Genomic DNA, 22649 nt, shown 5'->3' on the forward strand with positions numbered 1-22649 from the left:
AACTTAAAAAAAGCCGATTCGACCGACATTTGCCACGTTGACTTTGCAAAAAATCTCTGCTTAAAGAAAAACAAGCAGAGATTTACACCTATTATATATAAGAGGGTATTTGAAGGAAAAATAAGATAGTAACATGTTCTTTCATTCCTCCTGAGAGAAAATAATTGCCCAAACATTTTGCCGTTTCCGAGATTTATTATATCTTTGCAGAAAAACTACAGCTATATGAAGATAAATAATCTGAGCGAGCACAATTGCATCATCAACCGCTATCTGGCAGAGATGCGTGACTGCGATTATCAAAAGAACCGATTGCTCTTCCGCAACAACATTATGAGAATCGGTGAGTATGAAGCCTTTGAAATATCAAAGACTCTTAATTACGAAAAGACTGAGGTGACTACACCGCTCGGTGTGGCCCAGGTCAATCTTCCTACCGAAAAGATTGTCATCGGTACGATCTTCCGTGCCGGACTTCCTTTCCACGAAGGTTTCCTCAATATTTTCGACCACTCTGGCAATGCCTTTGTGAGTGCTTATCGCGAGTATACCAACAAGGAGCATACTGAGGTAGGCGTACATATCGAATACCTCGCCACACCTGATCTTACGGATAAGGTGCTCATCATTGCCGACCCTATGCTTGCCACAGGTATCAGCATGGAGATGGGTATGAAGGCTTTCCTCACCAAGGGCAATCCTAAACATATCCACATTGCCTGTGTTCTCGCTGCACCTGAGGGCATTGAGCACGTCAAGAAGACCTTCCCAGAGGACAAGACTACCATCTGGTGTGCCTCTATTGATGAGGGGTTGAACGAGCATAAGTATATCGTGCCAGGCTTCGGCGACGCCGGTGACTTGTGCTATGGCAGCAAGCTCTAAGCCGCAGGCTTTATAAATTCGTACGCTTTATAAAAAGTATAGCAACTCTACTCTGAAATACTCTTCACTCTTCACCTTTCGGTCCGAAACCCCTGTGTTTATCGGCATTCCGAGGGGTGAAGAGTTATTTGTATCTCTTCACCCTCTCTTCACCACTCTTCACCGACAGACATTAAAAAAGACTGGAATCTCTTTAGTATGGTCAAGAACGGGCTGAAGGCCCAAAAGCTCCTAGCCCAGGGCATCGCCCTGGGTATAATAGCAATCAGCAAGGCGCCCTGTAAGGGCAAAAGCTTTATGTTTCGCCTGGAGTTTTAAAGCTTTTGCCCTTACAGGGCGACAGGGTTGCGTCCGTAATTACCCAGGGCGATGCCCTGGGCTAGGAGTTTCTGCCCCTTCAGGGCGTGTGGGGCAAAACTTACGAAAATTCAATTAAAAAGAGGTACAAGACCGCTGCAACAGAAGGTGAAGAGTGGTGAAGAGTGGGTGAAGAGTGCCCGAACGCTCTTCACCCCTCGGAATGCCGATAAACACAGGGGTTTCGGAGCATTTGGTGAAGAGTGAAGAGTTTTTCGTCTATCGCATAAAAAAGAAAATCAGACGCCTAAAAGAAAATCAGATAAACCCATTTCCGACCACTGTTAAAGACAAACAGCCGACTAGCGGATAAGGCGCTAGTCGGCTGTCCGGCTTCTGCCAGTTGGTTGTCCTACTCAAACAGCCAACTTATCTCCGAAAGATAAAACCTTTAATAATGGAATGAGCTGCCCCCCAGGAACTCTCGCAGAAGCGAAGTAGGCGGCAGATTGTTATAAGGTATACCCTTGAAGTATTTCAGGAACTTAAGCAACCGGTAAGCCTCAGCATATTCCTCGCAATTCTCCGGAACCTGCTGCAGCAGCGGCTCTGCCTGCGTCTTAATCACAGCCAACTCATAAAGCATCGCCGTATTGAGCATCGCATCGGCATTCTCCTGGAACGGGAATATCCACTTGTTCTCACCCGCCCTTACCGAAGGCCAGCGATGAATGGTTTCCTGGGCAGAGACACCTCGATACTTGTAATCGCGGATGATGCGGCGGAGCAAACGGTTGTCTGTTGTCGGGATATAATTGTGATTATCCAGAAGAATCGTGGTCAGCGCCGAAGCATATACTCTGAATATCTGCTCCTGCGGAATATGGGCTGTCAGTTCAGGGTTCAATGCATGAATGCCCTCTACCACCAGCACATTGTTATCGTTCATCTTCAGCTTGTTGCCGCTCTTTTTACTCTTTCCGCTCTGGAAATCATACTTCGGCAATTCCACCTCCTCACCACGGAAGAGGGCGTTGAACTGCTCGTTGATCAAATCGAGATCCAGGGCATAGATGCTCTCATAATCATATTCGCCAGAAGCATCCTTCGGCGTTTTCTCCCTATCCACGAAATAATCATCGAGCGAAATCTGGAGCGGTTTCAATCCGTTTACGGCAAGCTGTATGCTCAGACGCTTGCACGAAGTGGTCTTGCCCGAAGAAGAAGGACCTGCCAGCAGCACCAGTTTCACGCCCTTGCGGCTGGCAATCTCCTCAGCAATCTTGGCAATCTTCTTCTCCTGCAGCGCCTCGCTGATATTGATGATGTCGGTAGCATGATTGGCATCTATCGCCTGGTTAAAATCGCCTACAGTCCTGATGCCCAGGATACTCTGCCAGCGATGATGCTCCTTGAATATCTCAAACATCTTGTCCTGTCGGGTCATTTCGCCCAGCACATCTGGGTTCTTGAGCGAAGGAATGCGCAGGAGCATGCCATCATAATATTTCTCCAGCCCGAAGAGATAGAGCTGCGAGGTATTGGTGAGCAGCGTGCCGTAGTAATAATCCACATAATCACCTATTTTATAATAGGTAGTATAGATAGAGCCCGATGTCTTGAGCAGTTTCACCTTTTCTATATCCCCTTTCTCCTGGAACAGCGCAACTGCCTCTTCGGTAGGCACGGTGAAGCGGCGTATCGGCATCCTGGCATCGATAATCTCCTGCATGCGACGGCGGATGATGTTCACATCTTCATCTACAACAGGTCTGCCCAGGCGGATATCTACGTAGAAACCATTCGATACGGGGATATCAATCACCACATCTGTAGCAGGATAAATGTCCTGTACCGCCTTGCAGAGAACAAAGAAGAGGGTACGGGTATATGCACGCGAACCGGATGAAGAAGTCATATCAAGGAATTCTACATCTTTAGAATTATAAACACGATAATGCATGCCTTCAACCTTGTTATTTACCCTTGCAGACACCGGTCCATGGGTCATTTTGAGGTCAAATGCTGAAAAAATATCAAAAAGTGTGCTTCCGATTTCTACTTTCTGAGATTTTTTATTATTTTTGCAACGGATTTGAATTACTTGTTTCATTTGTATTAAAACTATGTTACAAAATTAAACTAATCTACCCGCTCTCGAAGCCCCCGAAAGTGCTTTTTGAGCATCGGCTTACTCTTTTTAGAAGAGAGACGCCTACAGAGTGTAAAGTTACGAAGAAATTCGGAAACTTGATGTATTTGACAACATTAATTAAGTTATTATATGTCGATTTGGATATTTTTTAAGCTTATTGGAGCACTCGCCCTACTGATGTTCGGTATGAAGTCCATGAGCGACAGTTTGCAGAAGATGGCAGGACCACAGCTCCGCCATGTGTTAGGAACCATGACCACCAATCGTTTGACGGGCATCCTCTCGGGTACGCTCATCACCGCAGCGGTGCAGTCTTCTACAGCCACAACGGTGATGACCGTATCATTCGTTAATGCTGGTCTCCTTACCCTAGCCCAGGCTATCTCCGTTATCATGGGCGCCAACATCGGAACCACGCTCACCGCATGGATCATGAGTGCCGGTTTCTCGTTTAACATCACAGATTTTGTATGGCCGGCGTTCTTCATCGCCATCATTCTGATTTACAGCAAGAAGCGCAAGATTATCGGCGACTTCATCTTCGGTATATCCTTTATGTTTCTCGGTTTGGGTACTTTACGCCAAACCGGTATCGACATGGATCTGGCTCATAATCAGCCGGTTCTTGAATTCTTTGCAAGTTTCGATCCTCACAGTTTCCAGACTACCATCACCTTCCTGATTATCGGTAGTATACTCACTATGTGCGTGCAGAGTTCGGCAGCCGTCATGGCGATTACGATGATTCTCTGCTCTACCGGTGTATTGCCAATCTATCAGGGCATTGCGCTTGTGATGGGTGAGAATATCGGTACAACCGTAACCTCCAACGTGGCAGCGCTCACCGCCAACACCCAGGCCCGGAGAGCGGCGATGGCGCACATGGTATTCAACATCTTCGGTGTGCTTTGGATACTCTGCATATTCCACCCGTTCATCCATCTGGTTTGCGGCTGGGTAGGTTTCGACGATGCCATGGAGAAGACTGATCCTCATTTCGTAGCCAATGCAACCAAGCTATCCTTTGTGCTTGCCGCCTTCCATACCACCTTCAACCTCGCCAATACCTTTATCCTGGTATGGTTCATTCCACAGATAGAGAAGCTGGTATGCAAGATTATCCGTCCTAAGAAGAATACCGATGAGGACGACTTCCGCCTGCGCTTTATCCAGAGCGGTATCATGAAGACACCGGAAATCTCTGTCTTGGAGGCACAGAAGGAAATCCATTGTTTTGCAGAGCGCATCCAGCGCATGTTCGGCATGGTGAAGACGCTTCTTGGCGAGACCAATGAAGAAAAGTTTGTAAAACTCTATAGCCGCATCGAGAAATACGAGGGCATCTCTGACAACATGGAGATAGAGATTGCCAAGTATCTCGACCAAGTGAGCGATTCTCATCTTTCTGACGAGACCAAGGCAAAGATTCGTGCCATGCTCCGTGAGATTTCTGAAATCGAGAGTATCGGTGACAGCTGCTTCAACATCGCACGCACGCTGAACCGTCGTTTCAAGGGCAAGGAAGACTTTATCACTTCACAGTATGAGCACATGCACCAGATGATGGAACTTACCGACAATGCCCTTACCCAAATGAACATCACCCTCGTAGGTCATAAGGGAGACAACGATGCCAACCTCTCTTTCAACATCGAGAACGAAATCAACAACTATCGCAATCAGTTGAAGAGCCAGAACATCAACGATGTAAACAACCATCTCTATACCTACGCCATCGGTACCATGTATATGGATATCATCCAGGAATGCGAGAAACTCGGCGACTATGTAGTAAACGTAGTAGAGGCCCGCATGGGTGTAAGACAGCATGAAGCTTAGAGAGAGTTTATAGTTAACAGTTTATAGGGCATGAAGTTCATTAGTGGGCTTCATGCCCTATCTTTATTTTCTACCTATATTAAATAGGACAAACAGATATGTTTTTAAGCAAGATACTTGATTCGCAACAGCAAAGTTGCCATAAAGAAGTGATTTCACAAAGAAAAAGAAAGAATTTTGGCATAACATAGAGGATAACTCGATTTTTTGTTGTAATTTTGCAGCCGAAATTGCAATTTTATAAATAATTAATGAAGATTCTAGTAACGGGTGCGTCGGGCTTTATCGGCAGCTACATCGTGGAAGAGGCCTTGAGACAGGGCATGGAAACCTGGGCGGCAGTACGCCCTACCAGTTCCAGAAAGTATCTGCAAGACGAGCGCATCCATTTTATCAATCTCAATCTTTCTTCAGAGGAAGAGTTGGAGAAAGAACTCGCCCCGCACGAGTTCGACTATATAGTGCATGCAGCCGGCGCAACGAAGTGCCTGCATGCAGAGGACTTTTATAAGGTAAACACAGAGGGAACCAAGCATCTGGTGAACGTCCTTCTGCGCCTCCAGATGCCTATCAGGCGATTTGTCTTTGTCAGTTCGCTCAGCATCTTTGGAGCCATCCGCGAAGAGCAGCCTTACCAGGAAATCTCAGAACATGATACTCCTAAGCCAAATACAGCATACGGAAAGAGTAAGCTGGAGGCAGAACGCTATCTGGACAGCATCGGCAACAACTTCCCTTATATCATCCTCCGCCCTACTGGAGTTTACGGTCCTAGAGAAAAAGATTATTTCCTCATGGCGCAGAGCATCAAGCAGCATGTTGACTTCGCTGTAGGATTCAAGCGTCAGGACATCACTTTTGTATATGTACAGGACGTAGTACAGGCAGTATTCCTGGCTCTGGATCATGGAATGAACGGCAGGAAATACTTCCTCAGCGATGGAGAAGTATATCAGTCGGCCGCCTTCAGCGACCTGATAAAAAAGGAGTTAGGCAATCCTTGGATGCTACGCATCAAGGCACCAGTCTGGGTATTGCGCATCGTAACCTTCTTCGGAGAATATCTCGGAAGGATGACGGGCAAGATGTCGGCCCTGAACAATGATAAGTACAACATTCTGAAACAGCGCAACTGGCGATGTGATATTGAGCCAGCCATGGATGAACTGGGCTATCATCCTCATTATCCACTGGAAAGAGGTGTGAAACTCGCCATCAAGTGGTACAAGGATAACGGATGGCTGTAAATTATAAACTAATAAGAAGCGTGATAAAAGATTATTTCAAGATAGACAAGAACCCGAAGAAGGGACTGATGACACTGGAATGGGTCATGCTGGGATATATGGCAATCACCATTATCACCATGCTCTTTACCTATACCAAACTCGTAAACCCGGAAGCTATGCTCTGGGGGCGACTGAGAGTGCTCGTCATGACCATCGCTCTTTGGGCAGTATACCGCATGATACCTTGCCGCATCACCAAGATGGTGCGCATCATTGCCCAGATGGCTTTGCTTGCCTGGTGGTATCCCGACACCTACGAAATCAACCGCATGTTCCCCAACCTCGACCATATCTTTGCAGGTTGGGAGCAGGATCTTTTCGGATGTCAGCCCGCCCTGCTCTTTGCCAAAGCCCTGCCTTGGGCTGTAGTAAGCGAACTGATGTCGATGGGCTACTTTATGTATTACCCGATGATTGCATTGGTTTCATTCTATTATTTCTTCTGCAGATATTATGAGGCTGAAAGAGCTGCATTCGTCATGCTCACCAGTTTCTTTATCTACTATCTCATCTACATCTATGTACCGGTAGTGGGCCCGACCTTCTACTTTGATGCAGTAGGGATATCAGAAATAACCAAAGGCATCTTCCCGGCTTTGGGCGATTACTTCAACACCCATACCAACTGCCTGCCGACACCGGGTTACACCGATGGAATCTTCTACCAGCTTGTAGAAGACGCCAAGAACGCCGGCGAGCGTCCTACAGCAGCTTTCCCAAGTTCACATGTGGGCGTGAGCACCATCTGCATGCTCCTGGTCTGGCATACCGGCAACAGAAAACTGCTATACGTGATGCTGCCATTCTACATCTTCCTGTGTCTGGCTACCGTATATATTCAGGCGCATTATCTCATCGATGCCTTCGCCGGCCTCATCTCTGCCGTCGTCATCTATTTTGTATTGATGGCAGTATCGAAGGGAATGATAGAGCATCATACTCCTTCTTCGCGACTGAGATTCAGATAGTTACATATTTTAATTACAATAACATTATAAACGAATAGAATTCATCTAGAACAATGAAGAAACTATTTATTGAGACTTATGGTTGCCAGATGAACGTGGCAGACAGTGAAGTAGTTGCCTCTGTAATGCAGATGGCTGGCTACGAAATTTGTGAGAAAGAAGAAGAGGCTGATGCCATCTTCCTGAACACCTGCAGTATCCGCGAGAATGCAGAGAACAAGATTTATCATCGCCTCGACACCCTCCATGCTGAGCAGAAGAAGGGAAGAAAGGTGATTCTCGGCGTTTTGGGCTGTATGGCAGAGCGCGTGAAGGATGACCTCATCCAGAACCACTATGCCAACTTGGTTTGCGGACCAGACAGCTATCTCAACCTGCCGGATATGATTGCGCAGTGCGAGATGGGTACCAATGCCATCAACATAGAACTCTCTAAGACCGAGACTTACCGCGACATCGTACCTCAGCGCATCGGTGGCAACAGAGTGAGCGGTTTCGTAAGCATCATGCGTGGTTGCAACAACTTCTGCCATTACTGCATCGTGCCTTATACCCGTGGACGTGAGCGCAGCCGCGATGCTGAGAGCATCCTGCGTGAGGTTCGCGATTTGCAGCAGCGTGGCTTCAAGGAGGTTACCCTGCTGGGACAGAATGTAAACAGTTATGGTCTCTCGCCATCTGGCAAGCGCGAGGAAGGCAGTCTTTCCTTTGCCGAGCTCCTCCACATGGTAGCCCAGGCTGTACCGGATATGCGAGTACGCTTCACCACCTCTAACCCAGAGGATATGACCGAGGACATCCTCCACGCCATTGCCGAAGAGCCAAATCTCTGCAAGCACATCCACTTCCCTGCACAGAGCGGAAGCAACAAGATTTTGAAGCTGATGAACCGCAAATACACCCGTGAGGAGTATCTGCAGCGCATCGCCGACATCAAGCGCATCATCCCGGGCTGCGGCATCACCACCGACATCTTCGTGGGTTATCACGACGAGACCGAGGAAGACCATCAGGAAACCCTCTCGCTGGTAAAGGAAGTAGGCTTCGACAGCGCCTTCATGTTCAAGTATTCAGAGCGCCCGGGCACCTATGCCGCCAAGCATCTGCCAGACAACGTTTCTGAGGAAACCAAGATAGCCCGCCTCAACGAACTTATCAAGTTGCAGACCGAGGTGAGTGCCGAGCAGAACAAGAAGGATGAAGGCAAGGTATTCACCATCCTCATCGAGAACTTCAGCAAGCGTAGCCGCGAGCAGATGATGGGTCGAACAGAACAGAACAAGGCGGTTGTCATCGATAAGGGTAACCACCATATCGGAGAGTTCGTGAAGGTTCGCATCACCGGTTCTACCTCTGCTACTCTCTTCGGAGAAGAAGTAAAGGAGTAAACCCAAACTCATCAGAACAGCTTTTTCTGAATAAAAAGACTCTTCTGAAAGAAAAAACAGAATATAAACAAGAAAAACCGCCAAAAGTTTGGCGGTTTTCTTAAAAAGCACTATATTTGCACCTATGAAGGAATTCTTGCAAATTTTACGCCGGTTCGTCCCTCCATACAAGAAGTATCTGGGACTGTCAATCCTGTTCAATATCCTGTCTGCGGTATTGAACATCTTTTCGTTTGCAGCCTTGATACCAATCCTGCAAATCCTGTTCCAAGTAGATGGTGGTATCCGTGTCAACGAGTATATGCACTGGAATGGAGATTGGGGTAGCATCAAGGAGGTTGCAACCAATAACCTGTATTATTATATTCAGGAGTTTATTGTTGTCCATAGTGCATCAACAGCCCTTTTGGTCATCGGCATATTCCTAGCCTTCATGACATTCCTCAAGACGGGAGCCTATTTCCTCTCGTCAGCCACCATCATACCTATCCGTACAGGTATCGTAAGAGACATCCGCAACCAGATTTACCAGAAGATAAACAGTCTCTCGCTCGGTTTCTTCAGCGAGGAGCGCAAGGGCGATATCATCGCCCGAATGAGTGGTGATGTGCAGGAAGTGGAAAACAGCATCATGTCGTCGCTCGACATGCTCTTCAAGAACCCTATCCTGATCCTCTTCTATTTCATCACACTCATCTGCATCAGCTGGCAGCTCACCCTCTTCACCATCCTCTTTGTGCCACCTTTCGGCTGGTTCATGGGAGTAGTGGGCAAGAAACTGAAGTCACACAGTATCGAGGCACAGGCACTTTGGAGCGACACGATGAGTATGGTAGAAGAAACCCTGGGCGGCTTGCGCATCATCAAGGCGTTCTGTGCAGAAGAAAAGATGAACAAGCGTTTCAATGAGGTTAACAGCAGCTACCGCGACAACATCATGCGTGTAAATATCCGCCAGCAGATGGCACACCCGATGAGTGAGTTTCTGGGAACTATCCTCATCGTAGTGGTATTGTGGTTTGGCGGTATCCTGGTTCTGGATTACGGCAGAATCGACGGTCCTACCATCATCTTCTATCTCGTGATGCTCTACAGCATCATCAACCCGCTGAAGGAATTCTCCAAAGCGAGCTACAATATCCCAAAGGGATTGGCAAGTATGGAGCGTATCGACAAGATTCTGCAGGCTGAGGTGGAAATCAAGGACAAGGAGAACCCTGAACATATCAGCAGCTTCGAACATCAGATAGAGTTCCGCCACGTTTCCTTCGCCTATACCGACCGAAAGAGCGCAGAACTGGTATATGTATTAAAGGATATCAATCTCGTGATACCAAAAGGCAAGACTGTTGCACTTGTTGGTCAGAGCGGTAGCGGTAAGAGTACGATGGTAGATTTGATTCCTCGTTACTATGATGTACAGGAAGGCGAGGTGCTGATTGACGGCATCAATGTGAAAGACCTTGCCGTACATGACCTTCGCATGCTGATAGGAAATGTAAACCAGGAGGCTATCCTCTTCAATGCAAGCTTCAAGGATAACATCCGATTCGGCAAGACCGATGCTACAGATGAGGAAATAGCCAATGCAGCTAAGATAGCCAATGCTTACGAGTTCATCACCAAGTCGGAGAAAGGTTTCGATACAAATATCGGTGACCGAGGCGGCAGACTTTCCGGTGGCCAGCGCCAGCGTGTCAGCATCGCCCGTGCCATCCTCAAGAATCCTCCTATCCTCATCCTCGATGAGGCAACATCAGCCCTCGATACCGAGAGCGAGCGCTTGGTACAGGATGCCTTGGAGAAACTGATGAAAACCCGTACCACCGTGGCTGTGGCTCACCGATTGAGTACCATCAAGCATGCCGATGAAATCTGCGTATTGCACGAGGGTAAGATTGTGGAGCGCGGTACCCACGATGAACTGATTAGAAAAGACGGATATTACAAAAAGTTGCACGATATGCAGCAGGTATAATATAACTGAGAATTAATAATTAACAATAAATAGTTTTGTTGATGGTTAAGATTGTTTATGCATTCTTTTATGCAATATCGCTGCTACCTTTCAGGCTGCTCTATTGCATTGCCGACTTCGAGTACTTCATGATGTATTACGTCATCAAGTACCGCAGAGGCATTGTGCGTAAGAATCTCACCAGCTCTTTTCCTGAGAAATCAGAAGAAGAGATTATCGACATCGAGAAGAAGTTCTATCGCTGGTTCAGTGATTACTTCTTCGAGGCTGTCAAACTGCTCAGCATCAGTGACAAGGGGTTGCGCCAGCGATTCCAGGTCATCAACAGCGAGGAGGTGGAGCAATGTTTCCAGGAAGGTCAGAACGTGGCAGCCATCCTGGGCCATTACTGCAACTGGGAGTGGCTCTCATGTGTGGGCATCGAACTGCCCAAGTCACGCAAGATGGGTCTCATCTATCATCCTCTGCGCAACCAAGCCTTCGACGAACTCTTCAAGCGCATCCGTTCTCACGAGGAGAATGGCGTGGTGGTGCCCAAGAAAAACATCCTCCGCTACTTGGTGGATTACAAGCGCAAGGGCATCATGAGCATCTTCGGCTACATCAGCGACCAGGGTCCCAAGTGGGAGAACATCCACCTATGGCTTCCTTTCCTCAACCATCCCGAAACCCCAGTGTTTACGGGTGGTGAAAGAATCATGAGAAAGATGAACGATGCCGTGTTCTATGTAGAGATGTCCCGCCCTAAGCGCGGCTACTACACGGCAACCTACAAACTCATCACCCGCAATCCGAACTCCCTGCCGGAGCACGAGATTACCCGTCGCTTCTTCCAGATGCTGGAAGAAGCCATCCGCCGGAATCCACCTTATTATTTATGGACGCATAACAGATGGAAGCGAACCAAGGAGGAGTTTGACAAGCGATATGAAATTAAAAACGGTAAAGTAATTCCTATAGAATCATGAGAATAGTTCTTTTCTGTGAAAACAAGTATGCCATAGACATACTTAATCCGATACAAGAACATGTGACAAAGCAACATTTGCCACACGAGATATTGTGGTATATCCACAAACCAAAGATAGACAGTTTTCCATATGCCGAGCAGGTGAAATGGACCAACTCTATTCAAGAAGTCTATGACTTCCAGCCAGAGGCTATCTATGTGCCAGGCAACATTGTGCCTTACTATCTGCCAGGCGTCAAGATACAGGTATTCCACGGCTATGCCGCAGAGAAGAAAGACCACTGGATTATCCGCCGTTACTTTGACACCTATTTCACCCAAGGTCCTTACTTCACTTCCCACTTCGAGGCTCTGGCCAAGAGATATGGAGATTTCGAGGTGTTGGAAACGGGATGGCCTAAGCAGGATTGGATCAAGGAAAACCTTCACAAATATGATGCCGACCGAGAGAAACTGCTCAGGGAAAGCGGCAAGGAGACCTTGATCCTTTACGCTCCTACCTTCTCGCCAAAACTCACTTCGCTTCCTTATATCAAGGAAGAGCTGGGCAAGCTGGCTAAGGAGCGCAATGCCCTGGTAGTAATGAAGTTCCATCCGCTTACCCGCCAGGAATGGGTAGATGAATACCGTGAATGGGCTGCAACCAAGAAGGATGTTCTCTTCATCGACAAGGGAGAGAACGTAACCAAATATCAGCTGATGGCAGATACGCTCATCAGCGATACCTCTTCTACCATCTATGAGTTCCTGCTGCTCTCTCGCCCAGTAATCACCCTCGGCACCATATCCAAGGATATCTACTGGGAAAACATCACGGAACCTGATCAGCTGATTGCCGCCTACGACCATGCCCTCACAGACCCTGAGGCGATAGCCAAGAGACAGTGGATAGTAGACAACTACGATCCATATTTGGACGGCAACGTATGCCAGCGCATGCTCGACGGAGCCGAAGACTACATCCGTCGCCATGGTGTACCAAAGAACAGAAAGCTGAATCTCTGGCGTAAATATACCAGCATCAAGACATTTGGAAGAATCAAAAAAGGATAAAGATATGCTTAATTTTACAGTAGGACCTGTGATGGCAAGCGATGAGGTTAGAGCCATCGGCGCTGAGCAGGTGCCTTATTTCAGAACAGCAGAGTTCTCCGCCATCATGAAGGAGAACGAACAATTGATGAAGCAGTTTGCCAAGGCATCAGACGATGCCCGCACAGTTTTTATCACAGGTTCGGGCACTGCCTCTATGGAAGCCGTGGTCATGAATGTATTCACTCCTGCCGACAAAGTACTGGTAGTGAATGGCGGTAGCTTTGGTCACCGATTCGTACAACTCTGTGAAATTCATGAGATTCCACATACAGAAATCAAGCTTGAGATGGGGACTCCACTCACGGCAGAAGACCTCAAGCCATACGAGGGGCAAGGCTACACCGGCTTCCTCGTCAATCTGCACGAGACCTCTACCGGTGTGCTCTACGACATCCAGATGATCAGCGACTTCTGTCATCGCAACCATATTTTCCTGGCCGTAGATTCCATCAGTTCTTTCCTCGCGGACCCATTCAACATGAAGGAACTCGGCGTGAACGTAATGATTACGGGTTCACAGAAGGCACTGGCATGTCCTCCAGGCATCTCTGTCATCATTCTCGATACAGAGGCAATCAAGCGAGTAGAGGCAAACAATGTTAAGTCGATGTATTTCGACCTGAAGGATGCCTTGAAGAATGGTGAGCGTGGACAGACTCCTTTCACCCCAGCCGTAGGAACCTTACTGCAGATTCATGCCCGCCTGAAGGAGATAGAGCGCAATGGCGGTGTGGAGAGCGAGAACCAGCGCATGAAAATGCTTGCAGAAGATTTCAGAAACAAGATCAAGGACCTGCCATTCACCATCGTTTCCCAATCGATGTCAAATGCCGTTACTCCTCTGCATCCACAGAACGCCTCAGCCTACGACATCTTCCTGAAGCTGAAAGACGAATATGGCATCTGGGTATGTCCTAATGGTGGCGACATGGCAGAAAAGATATTCCGTGTAGGTCATCTCGGCAACCTAAGTCCGGAAGACAATACTACGCTCGTTGATGCACTGAAGGATATGCAGGCTAAGGGACTGCTATAAAGGGACTGCTATAATATATATAATAAGGTATAGAGAACTTTCAAGATAGAGAAACTTATGGTTAAAGTCATCACATACGGTACTTACGACCTGCTTCATTATGGTCACATCCGTCTCCTGGAGCGCGCCAAGGCTTTGGGCGACTACCTCATCGTGGGCGTAACCTCGGATACCTTCGACCGTGAGCGTGGCAAAATCAATGTACAACAATCCCTCATGGAACGAGTGGAAGCCGTGCGTGCCACTGGCATTGCTGATGAAATCATCATCGAGGAATACGAGGGACAGAAGATTGACGACATCAAGCGACTGGACGTAGATATCTTTACCGTAGGTTCTGACTGGAGAGGCAAGTTTGACTATCTCAACGCCTATTGCAAGGTGGTTTATCTAGACCGCACTCAGGGCGTATCGAGCACGGAGATCAGAAGCGAGCAGCAGGTGGTTAGCCTCGGACTGGTTGGCGAATCGCCTATCCTCAACAAGATAGAGCGGGAAAGCCAATATGTCAATGGATTGGAGGCAGGAAAGGTTTTCTCCCTCAACGACCAATATCTCTCAGAGAATCTGCAGGCAGCGGAAAAACAGGCAGCCAGTTTTCAGGAACTCCTGGATGAAAGCGATGCGCTCTATGTTATCTCTGCCCCAAGCAAGCACTATGCTCAAATAAAGGAGGCATTAGAAGCTGGCAAACACGTATTGTGCGAATCGCCTATCACTCTTCAGCCTCAGCAATGGAAAGAACTCAAGGGAATAGCAAAAGATAAGAAGGTAGTCTTGATGGATTCTATCAAGACCGCCTATTCTGTAGCCTATTACCGACTCTTACTCTTGGCTAAGGGCGGTATCATCGGTGATATCATGTCGGTGGATGCAACCTGCACCAGTCTCGTAGACTTTGACCCAACCCAGGATTCACAGAAGAGTCTTTACGAATGGAACAGTATCTGCGCCTGGGGACCGACGGCACTCCTGCCTATCTTCCAGCTTCTGGGCACAGAATACAGCAGCAAACAGATAGCCACTCACTTCTTGGACGAAGCAAAGCGCTATGATGCCTTTACCAAGATATCCTTCCTCTATCCTCATGCCGTAGCTTCGCTGAAGGTTGGTCAAGGCGTGAAGTCGGAAGGCGAATTGATTATCTCGGGCACCAAGGGATACATCTACGTACCAGCCCCATGGTGGAAGACCGATTACTTCGAGGTGAGATACGAGAATCCGCAGAACAACAAGCGCTACTTCTACCAGCTGGATGGAGAAGGGTTGCGCTATATGCTCCTCTCCTTCCTCAAAGCCATCCGCACTGGCAAGGACTTCTCGTATGTATCCGATGACATATCAGAAGAAATCGTCAAGACTATCGCCAATTTCGAGGCAAGAAAAGACATGGTCATCATATAGATTCGTCTACATGACGTCCATTTCCTTTCTTGAAAGCTTTTTCCTTTTAGTCTTAACGGCATTTATATAATTTAACAACTATTAGTGCAAGAAAGCACAAGTTTCTCTGTTATTATACATATAAAAATAAGCAAAAACAATAATACGATGAATCAGAAATTGTTAAAAAGCCATACGATATTGGCGATTTGTATTCTAATCTTATCCGTCATCCCTGTTGTGGCAATAGGTCCCTATCTCCATCAGTTTGCAGATGACTATGTATTCGGAGCTCCTGTCTATAAGGCTTGGACTGCCACCCATTCATTTGGGGCATGTATTCAGGCGGCCTGGGCTGAATCCATGCATATCTACCAGACATGGCAGGGTACCTATTCGGCATGTTTCCTGATGGCATTACAACCTGGAATTTTTGGCAAATACTGGCTTGTACCGATTATTCTATTGGGAAGCCTAATTCTTTCCACCTATACACTGGGATACACAATATTACGCAGATTGCTACATATCAGCAAATTGGAATACACTTTCATTTCTACTCTATTTGTATTAATGACCGTACAGTTCGTATGGTCGTTCTACGATGCATTCTGCTGGTATAACGGAGCGATGTACTATACCTTATATTATAGTATTTCTTTGTTCCTTGCCTCCCTACTCATCGAATTCCATCTTACAAAATCCATCATAGCGAAAATCATCATCACGCTGGTTTCCGCAGCACTCGCCATATTCATTGCCGGCGGCAACTTTGTTACCGGTCTGGGTATGCCAGCCATTCTCTTTATGGCAATCGTATGGATGTGGGTGGAGAGGAAGAAGACTCCTTTCTTCTTGCTTTCTATCCTTATCATTTATGCCTGCGCTTTTGCTTTCAGTGTATTTGCACCAGGCAATACTGTCCGCCAATCCACAGTCACCAGTCAACCGAATGTGGTTTCAGCCTTCTTTATTGCGATAGCAAAGGGCATAGAATTTCTCGCTGATGCCATTAAAATCACAGAAATACTCATGTTTACCATTCTCATACCTTTTCTTGCAAGATTAGCCAAGGCATCCCACTTTAGGTTTTCTCATCCATGGCTTTATCTGCTCATCTCTTTCCTACTCTATTGCGCCTTCTTTTTTCCAAACAGCTATGCCATGGGAACCAAAGGAGCAGACAGAACACAGAATGTATACTTCTATGTGCATCTGTGGATGATTTGCTTCAATATCTACTATCTTTCTGGTGCTCTTCAGCGCAGAGCGGCTGATCTGGAACCAATAAGCGTTGCTATTGTAAACTTGACAGAGGCAATCAGACTGAAATATAATAAATACTTCAGATGGCTACCGGTATATTACTGGCTTGTGTTGGTACTTTCTATCACAGCAAAGCCAACTACTACCAACAGAACACTCTCCTTGCTGCGTAGAGGAACAGCACAGAAGTTTGATCTAGAAATGCAGCAGCGCGAAATTGCCGTAAAGCAAAGCAAGGCAGATCATCTGGTATTAAATCCGCTTACCGTAAAGATGCCATCCGATGCCTTCCATGATATCACTATTTATCCAGGTTATTGGATTAACCGAGGTATGGCAAACTATTATGGCAAGAAAACGGTAGTAGCATTACCTTTAGATGATGGCGAAGAAACGCCAGCCAAGTTGTTAAAACGCTGCCGTGATGAAGTAGGTCCAGGCGGAATGACCTTTATCGAAGGAAAATAAATCAGAAATAACAATACCATTCATTAAACAAAAAAGGTAAGTAGCCAAAACTGCTACTTACCTTTTTTATGTTTCAAGCGATCTTCTATAATCTTGCTGACAGCAACAAACTGATAGATGCCTTCATAGCAGGCACATACAAATCCTTCCTTACCATCACGGAAGCCACCCTTCTGAATATAAGCACGGAAGAAACGCACCAACGGACGATAGAACAAAGCTGCCATTCCATAATTGCGATCTTTCTTCTTTTCTATCTCGTTAGCTGTATACTGGTTGATTTTCCCCATTCTGCTGGCAATGCTGTCGTCTGCCAGATGAACCAAAGCCATATCTGCATGGGTTGCTGGTATCTTTTCTATCCTGCCCTTGATAATAGGGTCGGCATGGATGACAGCAGGCCATACCGTATCCTTCCTGATAAAGAAACGCAACTGATAGTCGGGATAGAAACAATGCATGAATCTTCCCATAAAGCGACTCTTGCGTGGCACATACAATCCCAATGGAGCATTCTCCTTCCCTATTAGGGAATAAAGATATTGTTTCAGTGCTGGGGTGACCAGTTCATCTGCATCCACCACCAGTACCCATTTGCAGGAAGCTGCATCTATGGCTGTCTGTCTTGCCGGTTCACAAATCTGATAACTGCCTCTAGGGAAAACAACTATCTTGCAACCATTACGCTTTGCAATATCCAAGGTATCGTCGGTACTTTCCATGTCGCAGACAACCACCTCGTCAAAGCCCTTCACTGTATCCAGCACCTGCTGAAGATGGCAGGAGGCATTATAGGTATTAATAACCACCGAGATGCCATTTCCCTGCTCTTGTTCTACACTTGTCTTATCCATATATCTATGCTCTATAAATATTGATCGATACCATTTGTGCAACGAACCAAACGCTCCTTCTTCACCTGGTTCAAAACATCTTTATGCATGTTCTCTTGGGCTTTAGACGCCTCCTTGTGATAAAGATGGTACATGATTCCTCCCATCTTCAGAGCCTTCTTCCGAACGCCAGCAAAATGCAGGCGATAGGCAAACTCGGCATCCTCATGTCCCCATTCCAGCAAATCCTCATTGTAACCATTTACCTTGATGGCATCCTCTCTCCAATAAGCCATGTTGCAACCTCTGAGATGGTCGATTCTACGGGCATAGCGAAAAGCCAGCAATCTGCGGAACACATGAGAACGGAAGCTATTGCTTACATAACTGAAAGGCATGTTCCAAAGATTCACATTGACTACCTTTGTATCCAAAATTTTTTTGGAAATCTGGGCAGACAGCAGCACTCTACTTCCACAGACGAAACATCCTTTCTGAGCCATTTCTATATGGTCTTCTACAAAATGAGAACTCAAAACAACATCTCCATCAACTTGGATGATATAATCACCCGTAGCCTTTGCTATTGCCTTATTCAAAATGGAAGTTCTTCTGAATCCCTTATCTTCCTGCCAAACCCAAATTACCGGTACTGGCATTTTTTCAGCATAACGGTCTATCAGTTTTTTAGTCTCTTCGGTAGAACCATCGTCAGCAATAACAACTTCATCAGGCATAACATGCTGATGCAACACGCTATACAACACGAGTTCTAAGGCTTTAGGCCAATTGTAAGTCGTAATCAATAATGTTGTTTTCATAAACCTAACTTTTTACGTTTAAAATAATGCAAGATACTTTTGCGATGTACCCATCGCCAATCGTGTATCTTCTTTGCTCCTATTATTTTTTGTAATATTTTCTCATCCATTCCCCGCAGTTTCACATACTCTCGTGCCACACACTCGAAGACATCCATTCTTCCGGTAAACCTCGTCAGGTTTTCCACACATTCCTTCATCGGCGGATAGCCTGAGTAAAACCTCATACGATTGATATCGATAAGCGAGAACGTATAATGACCATCAGCCTGAAGCTGATACAGCACATTGCCGGCATTCAAGTCAATATCGATGATGCCTTTCTGGTGCAATCGATTCACAAAGTGCGCATAATCTGCCGCCATCACCCTGTTGAATTCCTCTGGGGAGTTCAACTGATCGTTGATAGGCATACTGTTATCAATATCAGAGATAAAGTAGCAATAGTCAATAAGTCCCTTTACCCTCGTTTCAATATATCCAAAGCCTTCGGGAGTGGCAAAGCCATCTGCCATCAGCCTAAGGGCATTCTCATAGGCACGGAAAGCCTTGGTAGAGCGGAAGAAGCTATATCCTATCTTCTGAATGAAATTAGGCTGCTTGTATCTCTTCACCACAACTTCTTTCTCTTTTCCATCAAACTTTACATGAAAAGCCTTGATAACATTTCGTCCTTCAAAGATACAACGTCCCTCCTGCTCGAACACATCCGGGATGCGTTCGATGAAACTTCTCATCTCTTCGTATTTTGGGTTTATCTTTATCTTCATTTGTTTACAGTACTTTTATATTTTTGCCTAGGATGGTTAGGAACGCCAGGGAATAGCATTTCCAGACTATTATCTTCTAACATCTTAGGAATTATAAAATTTCTCAAATAAATTTTGTCTCGCCTTACAATTGCCGATAATTCATCTAAAGATATCCACTCAGAACAAACAGTACAAATCATAGCCTTTAAGCTTTGATAAGGCATTCTTTGTTTTACACGAGTACTTGCAATATTAGGCTCGGAACTTGCAATATTAGCCCCAGAACTTGCAATATTAGGCTCGGAACTTGCAATATTAGCCCCAGAACTTGCAATATTAGGCTCGGAACTTGCAATGTTAGGCTCGGAACTTGCAATATTAGGTTCGGAGCTTGCAATATTACCAGTCATAGGCAACCGATACTTGGTTCCTCTACCATATCCCTCTTGAACCAGCAATTTATGCTTACACATATCTTTCAACAAATCGGCGACTTCTGCCTTATGCTGGTTAAGGACAACCCTTAAGTTCTCATTTGTAATATATCCATCTGTACAAGCTGCATTAAGAGTCAACAGGCGTTCATGTCCCAAAGAAAAAACTTCTGTTCCAAATATCCGAACCAATCTATCCTTTGTTCCTTCATCCATCATCGACTCCATCATCATTGTGAGTTCCACTAAGTCAGGCTGACTTAATGTTCTCAACATAGGTGCTCTCCAATTTGCAAATCGCCAACCAGCCAATATCTTATCAACTCCACTTCCCGCTTTTTCGGCAGAGCCAATCAGCATAAACATCTTTTGAAGAGTCTTGTTACGACATACGCTAGCACTTTCTCCATAATATTGCATTTTAGAAACCAACAATGTTCCCGGGTTAGTAAAAACAATTTTATTGCTATACAAACGCACTACCATTGTTGCATTTTCCGAATAATCGGTATGAATACAAAGATTTACTAATGCTTCACGTACAGCCACATGCGCAGGGGTTTCATCTCGACGAATATTGCCCTCCAAGATGAAAGGTTTTGGCAAGACCGCTGATAATCTTGGAAGAACACGAAGATAGAATTGGAATAAATTTGCCTCCCAAGTTCCATCAGGACAAATACGATTGGTCCATCGTATTTCAGGATTATCTGATAGTTTTTCCTGGTAATCAGGAAAGAAGTCGGGGCAACATTCATTATCAGTAATGGCGTCTTCTTTACCAAACATCAAAACTCCTGCCATTGTAAAACCTTCTTCTTTCGTTCCACGATCTGTACGATAAGCACCTATCTTTTTAAGAAACTCAAAATCAGACAAAACAGACCAAGGATGGTCTGGCTTTGCCAACTTAAATAATTGACGATATTGAGCAATAGACTCCATATCTAAATCATCTAATGAATAATTTCTCAAAATGCGGCTATCAGCGGGATTAGAAACATTCGCATCTGAAAACATACGCTGCACTTCTCGCTCCGTACATTTATAATCACCTTCATGATTGCGCTTAAAAGTACCATTGTAGGGTTGAGACGTTCTATAAACAGGACGCTGTTCTCTGGATGCACGAGGAATAAAGAATAACATAAGTTTATGACCTTTGTAATCTTCTACCACGACATCTTCTGTTTTTAACAGGTTACAACTAACCGTAGCTCGATTATTCACATTATTCCAAAAGTCCTTTGTATATTTCTCAATCTGTTCATCAGATAGATTATCTATATAGAACTTACCTTTTTTTTCTATTACTCCAAGCACGATAACTCCTCCTTCGCTATTGGCGAAGGCTGAATAGGTATCCCAAAAGCTGCCAGGAAATCCACCGGCAGCACTTTTAAACTCCAAGTCATCACTCTCTATACTATTCAAGAGTGAATCCAGATAATCCTCGAAGTTTAATCTATCACGTACTTCTAACATACAATTCTTTTATATTCTTTAACAAGATACCTTCCTAGTATCTCATAGGTTGCAAAGATACGAAAAACTATCAGAAACGCCAAATTTTAGGAAGATTATCTTTCTTCCTTCATTGATACTTGCTTTTTTTATCCATTTTCTTGCAAGATTAAAGTATATTTCGTATTTTTGTACCCAATAACATCATCATCGTTTTCATAAACAAAAAGAAATCCTATGAATATTCAAAAATTGAAATATAAATTCCATAGCGGAAAAAACAGCAAACCCTGGTATTACATCAAGGAATACGCTCGTCTGTATACACCTGCCTGCATCTTGATATGGAGGGGGCAGCATTTACTTGACAAAGCCAAGAAACGCAAAGACTACGATTATATCCTGAACCGGGTAAACTACTACAACAAGCTTACAGAAGATAATATCCTTCTCAACAAAGATTTATGGGAAAAGAAAGCTGTTAAAGTTGCAGAACAGCCGATGACCCGCCAGAAGGTATATTATCTGGATACCTTGGAGTATGCCCGCTGTTTTAACGGCAACAACAAATGGAATCTCCTGCCTGGTGACATCACGTATGTGGAAGATATTCCTACCATTGTAAAAAGCCGCCCAATTCATGGAGAAAACCAGAACTCCGTATTGCTCAAGATGGACAAGGTACGCCATTTTATCTTCGTGAAGGATAAGCTTTCGTTTGCAGAAAAAAAAGACCAGGCTATCTTCAGAGGGAAAATAGCCTGCAAGGACATCCGTGTGCAATTTGTAGAGAAGTTTTTCGGAAATCCTCGCTTCGATATCGGAACCATAGATCTGATTAAGCCAGAATGGAAGAGCGACAAGATTTCCATCTACGACCATCTGAAATACAAATACGTGATAGCACTGGAGGGAAATGACGTGGCAAGCAATCTGAAATGGATTATGTCTTCCAATTCCATCGCCGTGATGCCTAAGCCATATTATGAAACTTGGTTTATGGAAGGAACTCTGAAGCCAGACTATCATTATATAGAAGTAAAGCCTGATTTCTCTGATCTTGAGGAAAAGATGGACTATTATACTGCTCATCCAGATGAAGCGCAAGCTATCATCAACCACGCTCATGAATATGTAGAGCAATTCAAGGATAAGCAGCGTGAGGATATCATCTCGCTGATGGTTCTGGATAAGTATTTTTCTCTGTTACAATACTCTGTTAATTCTTATGTAATCGATTGAAAATGAGAGAGTTAATTAACGTAATATAACTAATAAAATTTGGTTAAGTGGCTGATTATCAGTAACTTTATAGTTCTCTAAGCTCA

Annotated in this window: 17 protein-coding genes; 12 read left to right on the forward strand and 5 right to left on the reverse strand. The window is 45.3% G+C overall.

The window, feature by feature from the left end:
* Positions 1-225: 225 nt before the first annotated feature.
* Positions 226-885: a uracil phosphoribosyltransferase gene (upp, locus tag NNC77_RS13095; protein WP_006848107.1), complete on the forward strand. Its 660-nt coding sequence runs from the start codon at positions 226-228 to the stop codon at positions 883-885.
* A gap of 748 nt (positions 886-1633) precedes the next feature.
* Here upp and NNC77_RS13100 read toward each other — a convergent pair.
* Complete coding sequence (locus NNC77_RS13100) at positions 1634-3295, reverse strand: nucleoside kinase (protein ID WP_254971291.1); 1662 nt, start codon at positions 3293-3295, stop codon at positions 1634-1636.
* 171 nt (positions 3296-3466) lie between these two features.
* Here NNC77_RS13100 and NNC77_RS13105 point away from each other — a divergent pair, with 171 nt between their 5' ends.
* The 10 genes from NNC77_RS13105 (at position 3467) to NNC77_RS13150 (ending at position 17017) form a co-directional block, all read left to right on the forward strand.
* Entirely contained in the window at positions 3467-5176 is a 1710-nt protein-coding gene (locus tag NNC77_RS13105) for a Na/Pi cotransporter family protein (RefSeq protein WP_022121509.1), read from the forward strand.
* A 251-nt stretch (positions 5177-5427) separates the two neighbouring features.
* Positions 5428-6423, forward strand: coding sequence for an NAD-dependent epimerase/dehydratase family protein (locus tag NNC77_RS13110; RefSeq protein WP_117693260.1), 996 nt, complete (start codon positions 5428-5430; stop codon positions 6421-6423).
* Positions 6414-7433 carry a phosphatase PAP2 family protein gene (locus tag NNC77_RS13115; RefSeq protein WP_254971293.1) on the forward strand — a complete coding sequence of 340 codons (1020 nt, stop codon included), beginning with the start codon at positions 6414-6416 and terminating at the stop codon, positions 7431-7433. Before NNC77_RS13110 ends, NNC77_RS13115 begins: the two co-directional genes overlap by 10 nt.
* Positions 7434-7486: 53 nt before the next feature.
* Positions 7487-8821: a tRNA (N6-isopentenyl adenosine(37)-C2)-methylthiotransferase MiaB gene (gene miaB, locus NNC77_RS13120; protein ID WP_006848118.1), complete on the forward strand. Its 1335-nt coding sequence runs from the start codon at positions 7487-7489 to the stop codon at positions 8819-8821.
* 124 nt (positions 8822-8945) lie between these two features.
* Positions 8946-10799: an ABC transporter ATP-binding protein gene (locus tag NNC77_RS13125; RefSeq protein ID WP_254971294.1), complete on the forward strand. Its 1854-nt coding sequence runs from the start codon at positions 8946-8948 to the stop codon at positions 10797-10799.
* Positions 10800-10840: 41 nt separating this feature from the next.
* On the forward strand, positions 10841-11767 hold the full coding sequence (locus tag NNC77_RS13130) for a lysophospholipid acyltransferase family protein (RefSeq protein ID WP_254971295.1): 927 nt from the start codon (positions 10841-10843) through the stop codon (positions 11765-11767).
* Positions 11764-12822, forward strand: coding sequence for a CDP-glycerol glycerophosphotransferase family protein (locus NNC77_RS13135; protein WP_254971297.1), 1059 nt, complete (start codon positions 11764-11766; stop codon positions 12820-12822). Before NNC77_RS13130 ends, NNC77_RS13135 begins: the two co-directional genes overlap by 4 nt.
* A gap of 4 nt (positions 12823-12826) precedes the next feature.
* A complete protein-coding gene (locus NNC77_RS13140; RefSeq protein ID WP_254971299.1) occupies positions 12827-13900 on the forward strand; it encodes a pyridoxal-phosphate-dependent aminotransferase family protein in 1074 nt (357 codons plus the stop codon).
* Positions 13901-13957: 57 nt separating this feature from the next.
* Complete coding sequence (locus tag NNC77_RS13145; RefSeq protein ID WP_254971301.1) at positions 13958-15304, forward strand: adenylyltransferase/cytidyltransferase family protein; 1347 nt, start codon at positions 13958-13960, stop codon at positions 15302-15304.
* Positions 15305-15451: 147 nt separating this feature from the next.
* Positions 15452-17017 (forward strand): DUF6056 family protein, encoded by a 1566-nt coding sequence (locus NNC77_RS13150; protein WP_254971303.1) that lies wholly within the window; start codon positions 15452-15454, stop codon positions 17015-17017.
* Positions 17018-17070: 53 nt separating this feature from the next.
* Here the strand turns inward: NNC77_RS13150 and NNC77_RS13155 are convergent, their stop codons facing one another.
* The 4 genes from NNC77_RS13155 to NNC77_RS13170 are packed head-to-tail and all read right to left on the reverse strand — an operon-like array spanning position 17071 to position 21342.
* Positions 17071-17871, reverse strand: a complete 801-nt coding sequence (locus NNC77_RS13155; RefSeq protein WP_118079588.1) for a glycosyltransferase family 2 protein — start codon at positions 17869-17871, stop codon at positions 17071-17073.
* Between the two features lie 11 nt (positions 17872-17882).
* The gene (locus tag NNC77_RS13160) at positions 17883-18671 is read right to left on the reverse strand and encodes a glycosyltransferase family 2 protein (RefSeq protein ID WP_117693245.1); all 789 of its coding nucleotides are present in this window, start codon (positions 18669-18671) and stop codon (positions 17883-17885) included.
* On the reverse strand, positions 18668-19441 hold the full coding sequence (locus NNC77_RS13165; RefSeq protein ID WP_117693243.1) for a lipopolysaccharide kinase InaA family protein: 774 nt from the start codon (positions 19439-19441) through the stop codon (positions 18668-18670). The genes NNC77_RS13160 and NNC77_RS13165 overlap by 4 nt, the downstream gene beginning before the upstream one ends.
* A complete protein-coding gene (locus tag NNC77_RS13170) occupies positions 19438-21342 on the reverse strand; it encodes an RNA-binding domain-containing protein (RefSeq protein ID WP_218459352.1) in 1905 nt (634 codons plus the stop codon). The genes NNC77_RS13165 and NNC77_RS13170 overlap by 4 nt, the downstream gene beginning before the upstream one ends.
* A gap of 216 nt (positions 21343-21558) precedes the next feature.
* Here NNC77_RS13170 and NNC77_RS13175 point away from each other — a divergent pair, with 216 nt between their 5' ends.
* Positions 21559-22563: a glycosyltransferase family 90 protein gene (locus NNC77_RS13175; protein ID WP_254971306.1), complete on the forward strand. Its 1005-nt coding sequence runs from the start codon at positions 21559-21561 to the stop codon at positions 22561-22563.
* Positions 22564-22649 lie beyond the last annotated feature (86 nt).

It is taken from the genome of Segatella copri (genome assembly GCF_024330485.1).
GTDB classification, from domain to species: domain Bacteria; phylum Bacteroidota; class Bacteroidia; order Bacteroidales; family Bacteroidaceae; genus Prevotella; species Prevotella copri_L.

Bases quoted from the DNA above. Each gene is read 5' to 3' on its own strand.
- upp (WP_006848107.1), top strand. From the start codon at position 226: ATGAAGATAAATAATCTGAGCGAGCACAATTGCATCATCAACCGCTAT.
- NNC77_RS13100 (WP_254971291.1), bottom strand. From the start codon at position 3,295: ATGAAACAAGTAATTCAAATCCGTTGCAAAAATAATAAAAAATCTCAG.
- NNC77_RS13105 (WP_022121509.1), top strand. From the start codon at position 3,467: ATGTCGATTTGGATATTTTTTAAGCTTATTGGAGCACTCGCCCTACTG.
- NNC77_RS13110 (WP_117693260.1), top strand. From the start codon at position 5,428: ATGAAGATTCTAGTAACGGGTGCGTCGGGCTTTATCGGCAGCTACATC.
- NNC77_RS13115 (WP_254971293.1), top strand. From the start codon at position 6,414: ATGGCTGTAAATTATAAACTAATAAGAAGCGTGATAAAAGATTATTTC.
- miaB (WP_006848118.1), top strand. From the start codon at position 7,487: ATGAAGAAACTATTTATTGAGACTTATGGTTGCCAGATGAACGTGGCA.
- NNC77_RS13125 (WP_254971294.1), top strand. From the start codon at position 8,946: ATGAAGGAATTCTTGCAAATTTTACGCCGGTTCGTCCCTCCATACAAG.
- NNC77_RS13130 (WP_254971295.1), top strand. From the start codon at position 10,841: ATGGTTAAGATTGTTTATGCATTCTTTTATGCAATATCGCTGCTACCT.
- NNC77_RS13135 (WP_254971297.1), top strand. From the start codon at position 11,764: ATGAGAATAGTTCTTTTCTGTGAAAACAAGTATGCCATAGACATACTT.
- NNC77_RS13140 (WP_254971299.1), top strand. From the start codon at position 12,827: ATGCTTAATTTTACAGTAGGACCTGTGATGGCAAGCGATGAGGTTAGA.
- NNC77_RS13145 (WP_254971301.1), top strand. From the start codon at position 13,958: ATGGTTAAAGTCATCACATACGGTACTTACGACCTGCTTCATTATGGT.
- NNC77_RS13150 (WP_254971303.1), top strand. From the start codon at position 15,452: ATGAATCAGAAATTGTTAAAAAGCCATACGATATTGGCGATTTGTATT.
- NNC77_RS13155 (WP_118079588.1), bottom strand. From the start codon at position 17,871: ATGGATAAGACAAGTGTAGAACAAGAGCAGGGAAATGGCATCTCGGTG.
- NNC77_RS13160 (WP_117693245.1), bottom strand. From the start codon at position 18,671: ATGAAAACAACATTATTGATTACGACTTACAATTGGCCTAAAGCCTTA.
- NNC77_RS13165 (WP_117693243.1), bottom strand. From the start codon at position 19,441: ATGAAGATAAAGATAAACCCAAAATACGAAGAGATGAGAAGTTTCATC.
- NNC77_RS13170 (WP_218459352.1), bottom strand. From the start codon at position 21,342: ATGTTAGAAGTACGTGATAGATTAAACTTCGAGGATTATCTGGATTCA.
- NNC77_RS13175 (WP_254971306.1), top strand. From the start codon at position 21,559: ATGAATATTCAAAAATTGAAATATAAATTCCATAGCGGAAAAAACAGC.